The sequence below is a fragment of the Mesorhizobium sanjuanii genome (genome assembly GCF_002529485.1).
Taxonomy (GTDB): Bacteria; Pseudomonadota; Alphaproteobacteria; order Rhizobiales; family Rhizobiaceae; genus Mesorhizobium; species Mesorhizobium sanjuanii.
This window is the reverse complement of the sequence record NZ_NWQG01000210.1, coordinates 1-9,561: the sequence shown is the minus strand read 5'-3', so window position 1 is coordinate 9,561 and position 9,561 is coordinate 1. Positions and strand designations below refer to the sequence as shown.

The following is a 9,561-nucleotide window of genomic DNA, read 5'->3' as shown; positions in this document are numbered from 1 at the left end:
GCATTCCAGGAGAAAATATGTCAGCTGCAAATCCCACTCGCGATGATTTCGCGAGCCTGCTCGAAGAATCTTTTACCGCCGGCCATTCCGGCGAAGGCCAAGTCGTCAAGGGCACGATCACCGCGATCGAAAAGGACATGGCCATCATCGATGTCGGCCTCAAGGTCGAAGGCCGCGTGCCGCTGAAGGAATTCGGCGTCAAGGGCAAGGACTCCACCCTCAAGGTCGGCGACACGGTCGAAGTCTATGTCGAGCGCATCGAGAACGCGCTTGGCGAAGCGATGCTGTCGCGTGAAAAGGCCCGCCGCGAAGAGAGCTGGGTTCGTCTCGAGGAGAAGTTCACCAAGGGTGAGCGCGTCGAAGGCGTCATCTTCAACCAGGTCAAGGGCGGCTTCACCGTCGACCTCGACGGCGCCGTGGCCTTCCTGCCGCGCAGCCAGGTCGATATCCGCCCGATCCGCGACGTCTCGCCGCTGATGCACAACCCGCAGCCCTTCGAGATCCTCAAGATGGATCGCCGCCGCGGCAACATTGTGGTGTCGCGCCGCACCGTGCTCGAGGAGAGCCGCGCCGAACAGCGTTCGGAGATCGTGCAGAACCTCGAAGAAGGCCAGGTGGTCGAAGGCGTCGTCAAGAACATCACCGACTACGGTGCGTTCGTCGACCTCGGCGGCATCGACGGCCTGCTGCATGTCACCGACATGGCCTGGCGCCGCGTCAACCATCCGACGGAAATCCTCAACATCGGCCAGACGGTCAAGGTGCAGATCATCCGCATCAACCAGGAAACCCACCGCATCTCGCTCGGCATGAAGCAGCTCGAGAGCGATCCGTGGTCCGAGATCGGCACCAAGTTCCCGATCGGCAAGAAGATCAAGGGCACCGTCACCAACATCACCGACTACGGCGCGTTCGTCGAGCTGGAGCCGGGTATCGAAGGCCTCATCCACGTTTCGGAAATGTCGTGGACGAAGAAGAACGTGCATCCCGGCAAGATCCTGTCGACGACGCAGGAAGTCGACGTGGTGGTGCTCGAGGTCGATCCGGCCAAGCGCCGCATCTCGCTCGGCCTCAAGCAGACGCTTGAGAATCCTTGGCAGGCTTTCGCCAGCAGCCATCCGGTCGGCAGCCAGGTCGAGGGCGAGGTCAAGAACAAGACCGAGTTCGGCCTGTTCATCGGCCTCGAAGGCGACGTGGACGGCATGGTGCACCTCTCCGACCTCGACTGGACTCGTCCAGGCGAGCAGGTCATCGAAGAGTACAATCGCGGCGACATGGTCAAGGCGCAGGTGCTCGACGTCGACATCGACAAGGAGCGCATCTCGCTCGGCATCAAGCAGTTGGCCAAGGATACGGTCGGCGAAGCGGCGACTTCAGGCGAACTGCGCAAGAACGCGGTTGTCACCTGCGAAGTCATCGGCGTCAAGGATGGCGGCCTGGAAGTGCGGCTGGTCGACAGCGGCATCGAGACCTTCATCAAGCGCTCCGATCTCAGCCGCGACCGCGACGAGCAGCGCCCCGAGCGCTTCACCATCGGCCAGAAGGTCGACGCCCGCGTCATCGCCTTCGACAAGAAGACCCGCAAGCTGCAGGTCTCGATCAAGGCGCTGGAAATCGCCGAGGAGAAGGAAGCGGTCGCCCAGTACGGCTCGACCGACTCCGGCGCTTCGCTGGGCGACATCCTGGGCGCCGCGCTGAAGAAGCAGGGCAGCTAAGAGCCTTCGCGCCAACTAAAAACAAACCCGCCGGAGCGATCCGGCGGGTTTTTGTTTGGCTCGTGCTTAAGCGCTCAGGCCCTGCCATATAGCGGCACCAGCGTGCCGCTCATCGCCAGATTGGCCGGCGAAGCAAGATAGGCGATGGCCTCGGCCGCCGCTTCGAGGCTGACCCATCTGCCGAAATCGGCGTCGGGCATATCAGCCCGGTTGGCCGGCGTGTCGAGGGTCGACGGGGCAACCGCATTGACCAATATGCCCTTGCCCTTCAGCTCTTCCGCCATCGCCAGTGTCATCGCCGCGACCGCCGCCTTGCTGGCGGCATAGGCGACCATGCCGGAACCACGCCGGGGGTCGAGCCCGGCGCGCGCCGTGATGTTGACGATGCGGCCGGATGTTTCGGCCGCCAGCATCGAACGTATCGCGGCGCGGCAGCACAGGAAGGTGGTGCGGGCGTTGGTGTCCATCATTTCGGCGAAGGATGCGGATTCGATCTTTTCCACCGGCGCTGCGGTAAAGCCGCCGGCCAGATGGATGGACGCCCACAAATCCGGAACGCCGTCATAAAACGCATCGACCTTGGCGGGGTCGGCGAGGTCGACATTGTGAGCCAGCTTGACGCGTTCATGTGCCGGGTAGGGAAAATGCCCGGGCGCGGCGGCATGGGCGTTGGGCACATGGCAAATCGCGCCCTCGCCCAGCAGTTTGCCGACAACCGCGCCGCCAAGCGCCCCGGTGCCGCCAGTGACCACAATGTGCCTACCGTCCAGTGTTTGCGTCATATTCGACCGCTCCAGTCATTCTTGTACTTGCGCCGCGCCGGTGGCGAACCTCGCGCCTTTCGCGTCGCCACTCAACTGAAATTTCGTCGACGCTAAACCATTCGGCCTAGATCAAGCTGCCGGCCATCCGTCGATGATCGCGTCCCACAGCAGCCGGTCCCCTGTCGTCGGCCGCGGGTTCCTGTGGGTCAGCTTGTGCAGCCAGAAACAATCGAGGACCGCGCGATGGGCGACCTCATTGAATGGAGTGAAAAGCAGCCATTGCAGCTCGTGCGGCTTGTCCGCGCCGACTTGCGGCATGAGCAGGAAATCACGTCGAAGGCGCCGGTGCAAAAGCAGCGAGGCCTCAAAATGATAGGGGAACATGAAATACTCATGAAGCCCGTCATATTTCTGCCAGTAGTCCGCCAGGCCGTGAAGCACCGTTTCGATCAGCGGATGCCCTTTGCGGGCGTGTATGAACCAGGTTTCCACCAACCTCGGATGGCGGGTCGTCTCCCGCAGGATGTAGAAATCCTCGCGCTCGATTTCGGCCGGAACAGGCTGCCGCAGCAGGATCGTGGCGTCGAGCCATGTTCCGCCATGCCGATGAAGCAGGCTCAAGCGAATGAAATTGGAGAAATGCTGCCGGCTCATCAGGGTGCGCTTGTCCCAGATGTGGCCGGGCAGGTCGATATGGCTCTCGACGGTCTTGTCGTCGAGCACGACGAGTTGGCGATCGCCCTTGTTGCGTTGCACGGAGCGCAGGCACGCCTTGACCACTGGCGGCGCTTCCTCGACACCTTGCCCCCAGTACTGCCAGATCGGGCCTAGGCCACCGGCCGGCGTGCTGCTGGAACACCATTGCGAATGGTCGACAGCAATGTGGCGAGCCCGCCAAAGGCTCCTGCGCGCATAGCTCATGCAAAGCTTCGCGGCACGTCTGCGCAAAGGCCAGGGCAAGGCAGGTGAAGATGCGGCCCAGCGCGCCGGGGAGAGAGACGCAGATGTCAGCGGATCGCGGATCGGCTTCAACTTGCTGAAATTCATCCGGCAGTCATGACATTTCCCGCCCCGCTCAATCCACGGTGATTTCGATGACATATGGCAGTCCGGTGGCCCGCGCGCGCTTGAGCGCGTCCGCCAGATGCCCGATATCGGCGAGCCGTTCGGCGGCGATGCCATAAGCCTCGGCCAGCTTGCAGAAATCCGGCGGCGCGGGCGAGACGCCGACCGGCTCGACGCCGACATCGAGCATCGAGGTTTCGATTTCGCGATAGCCGCGGTTGTTCCAGACGACGAAGGTCACCGGCGCGGCCGCATCGAGTGCCGCGCCCAGTTCCGGCAAGGTAAACTGGAAGCCGCCATCGCCAGTGAGGCAAACCACCGGCGCGTCCGGCACGGCGAGCGCGGCGCCGATGGCGGCCGGCGGGCCGAAGCCCAGCGCGCCGAAGCCGGTGGCTGCATTGAACCAGCCGCCTGGCCGGTCATGATCGTAATAGAGATTGGCGGCGTAAACCGGCTGTGTCGAATCGCCGACGATGATCGCGCCCGGCAACGCATCGCGGATCGTTTCCACCGCACGTATCTGGGCGGTGAAGGCCGGGCTGAGTTCGGCGAGGGCCGCTTTTCGTGTGGCGGCGGCGCGAGCCTGGCCGTCGCCCGACGCGGCCGACTCGCCGACACGGCCGAGCAGGGCACGAAGCGCCTCGGCGCAATCCGCCTGGATGGCAATGGTGGCCGGGCGTCGTGCCAACTGGTCGGCGTCGATGTCGATGCGGATCAGATTGGCCGGCGGGACAAACCCGCCGTCGCCATAGCCATCATAGTCGGTCGGTCCGAATTCGGTGCCGGCGGCGATGACGAGGTCCGCCTCGTCGATCAGCGCGCGCACCGCCTTCAGGCTGGGGCTCGCCGGCACGCCAAGGGGATGGCGGTACAGCAGGCCACGCGCATTGGTCGTCTGGACAACCGGCGCTCCCAGCCTTTCGGCAAGACGCTTCAGCGGCGCCTCGGCCTTCCTGGCGCCGCCGCCGGCAAGAATGAGCGGGCGGCGCGCAGCGGCGACGAGTTCCGCCGCCTTGGCAATGGCTGCGCCATCGGGCGCGGGCGGCGCTGCATTGCTCAGCACGGCGACAAGGCCGTCGGCCGGATTGACCATGATGTCGGTCGGGATCTCTATATGAACCGGGCCGGGACGTGACGACGAAAACAGGGAGAAGGCCCGCGCCAGCACGCCGGGCAGTTCGTCGGCTCCGGTGATGCGGTGCGAAAACAGCGCGACCTTCTCCATCATGCCGCGCTGGTCGGGCAATTCGTGCAGATGGCCAAGCCCTTTGCCCAGCGTCGGCGTGGCGTTGACGCCGGATATCACCAACATCGGCACCGAATCGGCGCGCGCCTGGCCCATGGCGGTAATGGTGTTGGTCAGCCCTGGACCGGTGATGACGAAGGCGACGCCCGGCCTGCCGCTGGCGCGGGCATAGCCGTCGGCCATGAAGCCGGCGCCCTGCTCGTGACGCGGCGTGACGTGGCGGATCCTCGACCGGGCCAGCCCGCGATAGAGCTCGACCGTGTGCACGCCAGGAATGCCGAAGACGGTGTCGACGCCGTGAGCTTCGAGCAAAGTGATGAGCGCTTCGCCGACTGTTGTCATTGCACGGCCATGGATTGCGACCCGTCTGTTTTACCCACCAAGTGCTCCTGCGATGTTCCCTGCCGCCAATAACCACTACAGCAAGCTGCGATCAATGGTCCAAAAACCATGGTTGACGGAGGCAAGCGGAACGGTCCATCTTGAGAATGGGAATTCGGTCCAGTGACGGTTAATGGGTAAAAGATTTCAGCTGCGACGGATCCGGCCGTCCGACGGGGCGCCGGCAAGGTGATGGCGCCGGGCGCAGCACCCGCACTGGAGCATTTGGCGCAAAACGGCGCCGCCGAAGCCATCCATGTCGAGAACCTGCACAAGAAATTCGGCGAACTGCATGTGCTGAAGGGCGTTTCGCTGTCGGCGCGCGACGGCGAGGTCATCGCCATCATCGGCGGCTCAGGCTCGGGCAAATCGACGCTGCTGCGCTGCATCAACTGCCTGGAAAACCCGACCAGCGGCATCATCCGCGTCAATGGCGAGGAGATCAAGCTGAAGGCCGACAGCCATGGCCACACGGTTCCGGCCGACCGCAAGCAGATCGAACGCATCCGCTCCAAGCTCGGCATGGTTTTCCAGAATTTCAACTTGTGGAGCCACATGACGCTGATCGAGAACGTCATCGAGGTTCCGGTGCATGTGCTCGGCGTCAAGCGCGAGGTGGCGGTCGCCGAGGCCGAAAAGCTGCTCGCCCGCGTCGGGCTCGCCGAAAAGCGGGATGTCTATCCAGCCTATCTGTCCGGCGGCCAGCAGCAGCGCGCGGCGATCGCCCGGGCGCTGGCCATCAACCCGCGCGTCATGCTGTTCGACGAGCCGACCTCGGCGCTCGATCCGGAACTGGTCGGCGAGGTGCTGAAAGTGATCGGCGACCTGGCGCGCGAGGGCCGCACCATGGTGCTGGTCACCCATGAGATGAAGTTTGCCCGCGAGGTCGCGACGCATGTCGTCTACCTTTACAACGGGCTGGTCGAGGAAGAGGGGCCGCCGGAGCAGATTTTTGGCGCGCCCAAATCCGAAAGGCTCAAGCAGTTCATCCGCAACATCGGCTAGATCGAAGCGGACGAAAACCGGGAACAACAACAAACTGGGAGTTATCTGAAATGAAAGCCGTTCTCAAAACATTTGCCGCAGCGCTGCTGCTCGGCGTCGCCGCGATGGGCGTGGCCAAGGCCGATCCGGTCAAGGTCGGCGTCGCCGCCGAACCCTATCCACCCTTCGCCTCGCCGGATGCGTCGGGCAAGTGGGTCGGCTGGGAGATCGAATTCATCGATGCCGTCTGCGCCGAGGAGAAGCTCGACTGCGTCATCACCCCCGTCGCCTGGGACGGCATCATCCCGGCGCTGACGACCAAGAAGATCGATCTCATCGCCGCCTCGATGTCGATCACCGCCGAGCGCGAGAAGACGATCGCCTTCTCGGACAAATATTACAACACCCCGACCGGCATCATCGGACCGAAGGACCAGAAGTTCGGCGCCACGCCAGATGACCTCAAGGGCAAGGTGATCGGCGTGCAGGTGTCGACCGTGCATGCCGTCTACGCCAAGAAGCACTTCACCGGGGCCGCTGAAATCAAGGAATACCAGACGCAGGACGAAGCCAACCAGGATCTCGCCGCCGGCCGCGTCGACGCGGTGCAGGCCGACGCCATCGCGCTTGGCGAGTTTCTGAAATCCGACCAGGGCAAGGCGTGCTGCGACATGAAGGGCAACGTGGCTCCGGACCTCGAAGTGCTCGGACCTGGCGTCGGCGCCGGCCTCCGCAAGGAAGACACCGAGTTGAAGGACAAGATCAACGCCGGCATCAAGGCCATCCGCGCCAACGGCAAATATGCCGAGATCACCAAGAAATACTTCGACTTCGACGTCTATGGTGACGACCCGCAGTCGAACTGACGGCCAGTACCCATCAGCAACCGACCACGCGGCGCGGACAGCGCGCCGCGTGGTTCGCCTGAACTCATCCACGCACGCTCTGCAACTTTTCGGGAGCATGCTCTAGCAATTCGGGGGCGACGCCAATCGACGCGGCCAGCATCTTCGAGCTTCTCTCGCCCACGCCTCCGGGCTGGGGCGGAACGCTTTTGGTCGGTCTGCTGCACACGATCGAGATCGCGATTGGCGCCACCTGCCTCGGGCTGCTGATCGGCATCGGCGGCGCCTATGGCAAGCTCTATGGCGGTCCGGTGGTGCGCGATCTGCTGGCTGTCTATACGACGGTGGTGCGCGCCGTGCCGGAACTGGTGCTGATCCTGCTGCTCTATTACGCCGGCACCGACCTGATCAACCAGGTGCTGGCGGCGCTCGGCTATCAGCGCATCGACATCAGCGGGCTGGCGGCCGGCATCGCCGTGCTCGGCTTCGTCCAGGGCGCCTATTCGACCGAGGTGATCCGCGGCGCGATCCTTTCGATTCCGCAGGGCCAGATCGAGGCCGCAAGGGCCTACGGCATGTCGCCCGGCCTCCTGCTGCGGCGCATCACGCTGCCGGCAATGCTGCCCTTCGCTATACCCGGCCTTGCCAATCTCTGGCTGATAGCCACCAAGGACACCGCGCTGCTGGCGGTCGTCGGCTTCTACGAGCTGACCCTGGCCACGCGGCAAGCGGCCGGCGTGACCAAGGCCTACCTCACATTCTACCTGGCGGCAGGCGCGATCTACCTTCTGGTGTCGCTGATCTCCAATCTTATCATCGGCCGCATCGAAGCCAGAGCCCGACGCGGTATGCCTTCGCTCAAGGAGGCGCGCTGATGGCTGGTGAAGCGGCCATGATCAACGTTGCCGCGCGAACATCGCTGTGGCTTCAGCCGCATCGCATCGTGCTCATTCTGATCGCGCTTGGGCTGGTTCTGGCGGCTGCCTTCTTCATGCGCTGGGACTGGCTGCCGCAATATTACGAAGCGGGATTGCTTGGCATCTGGCGGTCGCTCTGGATTCTGGCCGTCACCTGCGTGTTGGGCTTCCTGCTCGCCGTGCCGCTCGGGCTGGCGCAGGCTGCCGGCTCCTTCTGGTTCGCCGCACCCGCCAAGGTCTTCTGCACCATCATCAGGGGAACACCGCTGCTCTTGCAGCTCTGGCTGCTCTATTATGGGCTGGGCTCGCTGTTTCCGCAGTATCCCTGGATACGCGAATCCTGGATGTGGCCGTATCTGCGGCAAGCATGGCCCTATGGCGTGCTGGCGCTGACCTTGTCCTTCGCCGGCTATGAGGGCGAGGTGATGCGCGGCGCCTTTGCCGGCGTGCCGAAAGGGCAGATCGAGGCCGCCCGCGCCTTCGGCATGAGCCGCTGGAAGGCCTTCCGGCGCATCTGGCTGCCGCAAGCCTTCTACCGGGCGCTGCCGACGCTGACCGGTGAAACGGTGCTGCAGTTGAAATCGACGCCGCTGGTGGCGACCATCAGCGTGATCGACATATTTGCCGTCTCCTCGAAGGTGCGGCAGGACACCTACCTGACCTATGAACCCTTGCTGCTGCTGGCGTTGATCTATATGGCGATCACCGGCATCCTGGTCTTTGCCTTCGGCAGGATCGAAGCGCGAATCCCGAACAAAATCGGGTAGGATTTAGTGAGGAGTCAGTAGTGAGTAGTGCGCAGGCAGTCGCTCTCACTACTCGCTAAATCCCTACTCACTACTCACTAGAGGCAACGCCGATGCAACTCAGTCTCGACCAGGCAACAGGACTGTGCCGGATGGCTGCGCTCGGCGCCGGCGCCAATGAGGAAGCGGCGCACTCGCTTGCCGCCTCGATCGTTGCGGCCGAGGCGGAAGGGCTCGCCACGGTCGGGCTGACGCATTTCATCGATTATCTGGAAGCACTGGAAGCCGGCCGCATCGACGGCAAGGCCGAGCCGGTCATCACCAGGCCGGCGCTCGCGGTTTTTCTCTCCGATGCGCGCGGCGGTTTGGCCCATACCGGCTTCGACAGGACGATCGACGATCTCGCCAAGGCGGCACGCCTGTTCGGCGTCGCCATCTTTTCGCAGAAGAACGCCTACACGTGCGGCGCGCTCGGCTATTTCACCGGGCGGCTGGCAGCACTTGGGTTGGTCTCCTTCGCCGCGACCAACGGGCCGGCCGTGCTTGCCGGCTCCGGCTCGGTCAAGCCGGTCTATTGCACCAACCCGATGTCCTTTGCCGCGCCCGCCGCCGATGGCGCGCCGCTGGTCATCGACCAGTCGTCGAGCGCCACCGCCTTCGTCAACATCCGCAAGGCGGCCGAGGACGGCAAGAAAATTCCGGAAGGCTGGGCCCTGGATGCGAGCGGCAACCCGACCACCGACCCTGCCGCCGCCATGAAAGGCGCCATGCTTGCCTTTGGCGGCCAGCGCGGCGCCAACATCGCGCTGATGGTGGAAGTGCTGGCGGCCGGCCTGTCGGGCGCCAATTGGTCGCTCGACGCGCCATGGTTCAGCGGCGGGCCGGACAGTCCGGGGAC

The 9,561-nt window shown here is 64.1% G+C and carries 10 protein-coding genes; 7 read left to right on the top strand and 3 right to left on the bottom strand.

Annotated elements, in window-relative coordinates:
- Positions 1 to 17 precede the first annotated feature (17 nt).
- Positions 18 to 1,715, top strand: coding sequence for a 30S ribosomal protein S1 (gene rpsA, locus CN311_RS26600; RefSeq protein ID WP_097576628.1), 1,698 nt, complete (start codon positions 18 to 20; stop codon positions 1,713 to 1,715).
- A 74-nt stretch (positions 1,716 to 1,789) separates the two neighbouring features.
- Here the strand turns inward: rpsA and CN311_RS26595 are convergent, their stop codons facing one another.
- Positions 1,790 to 2,497 (bottom strand): SDR family NAD(P)-dependent oxidoreductase, encoded by a 708-nt coding sequence (locus CN311_RS26595; protein WP_097576627.1) that lies wholly within the window; start codon positions 2,495 to 2,497, stop codon positions 1,790 to 1,792.
- 111 nt (positions 2,498 to 2,608) lie between these two features.
- Positions 2,609 to 3,400 (bottom strand): capsular polysaccharide synthesis protein, encoded by a 792-nt coding sequence (locus CN311_RS26590; protein WP_165779861.1) that lies wholly within the window; start codon positions 3,398 to 3,400, stop codon positions 2,609 to 2,611.
- Here CN311_RS26590 and CN311_RS33075 point away from each other — a divergent pair.
- Entirely contained in the window at positions 3,399 to 3,539 is a 141-nt protein-coding gene (locus CN311_RS33075; RefSeq protein WP_208866577.1) for a hypothetical protein, read from the top strand. The genes CN311_RS26590 and CN311_RS33075 overlap by 2 nt on opposite strands.
- Positions 3,540 to 3,554: 15 nt before the next feature.
- On the opposite strand, the gene CN311_RS26585 is transcribed toward CN311_RS33075, so the two are convergent.
- The gene (locus CN311_RS26585) at positions 3,555 to 5,132 is read right to left on the bottom strand and encodes a 5-guanidino-2-oxopentanoate decarboxylase (RefSeq protein ID WP_097576625.1); all 1,578 of its coding nucleotides are present in this window, start codon (positions 5,130 to 5,132) and stop codon (positions 3,555 to 3,557) included.
- Positions 5,133 to 5,363: 231 nt separating this feature from the next.
- Between CN311_RS26585 and CN311_RS26580 the strand changes: the two genes are divergently transcribed.
- From CN311_RS26580 to CN311_RS26560, 5 genes are all read left to right on the top strand, one after another.
- Entirely contained in the window at positions 5,364 to 6,176 is an 813-nt protein-coding gene (locus CN311_RS26580; RefSeq protein ID WP_097576624.1) for an ABC transporter ATP-binding protein, read from the top strand.
- Between the two features lie 50 nt (positions 6,177 to 6,226).
- Complete coding sequence (locus CN311_RS26575) at positions 6,227 to 7,021, top strand: transporter substrate-binding domain-containing protein (RefSeq protein ID WP_097576623.1); 795 nt, start codon at positions 6,227 to 6,229, stop codon at positions 7,019 to 7,021.
- Between the two features lie 188 nt (positions 7,022 to 7,209).
- On the top strand, positions 7,210 to 7,875 hold the full coding sequence (locus CN311_RS26570) for an ABC transporter permease (protein ID WP_097576622.1): 666 nt from the start codon (positions 7,210 to 7,212) through the stop codon (positions 7,873 to 7,875).
- On the top strand, positions 7,875 to 8,684 hold the full coding sequence (locus tag CN311_RS26565) for an ABC transporter permease (protein ID WP_097576621.1): 810 nt from the start codon (positions 7,875 to 7,877) through the stop codon (positions 8,682 to 8,684). Before CN311_RS26570 ends, CN311_RS26565 begins: the two co-directional genes overlap by 1 nt.
- Before the next feature lie 92 nt (positions 8,685 to 8,776).
- A partial coding sequence (locus CN311_RS26560) for an Ldh family oxidoreductase (RefSeq protein ID WP_097576620.1) occupies positions 8,777 to 9,561 on the top strand: 785 nt, incomplete at its 3' end.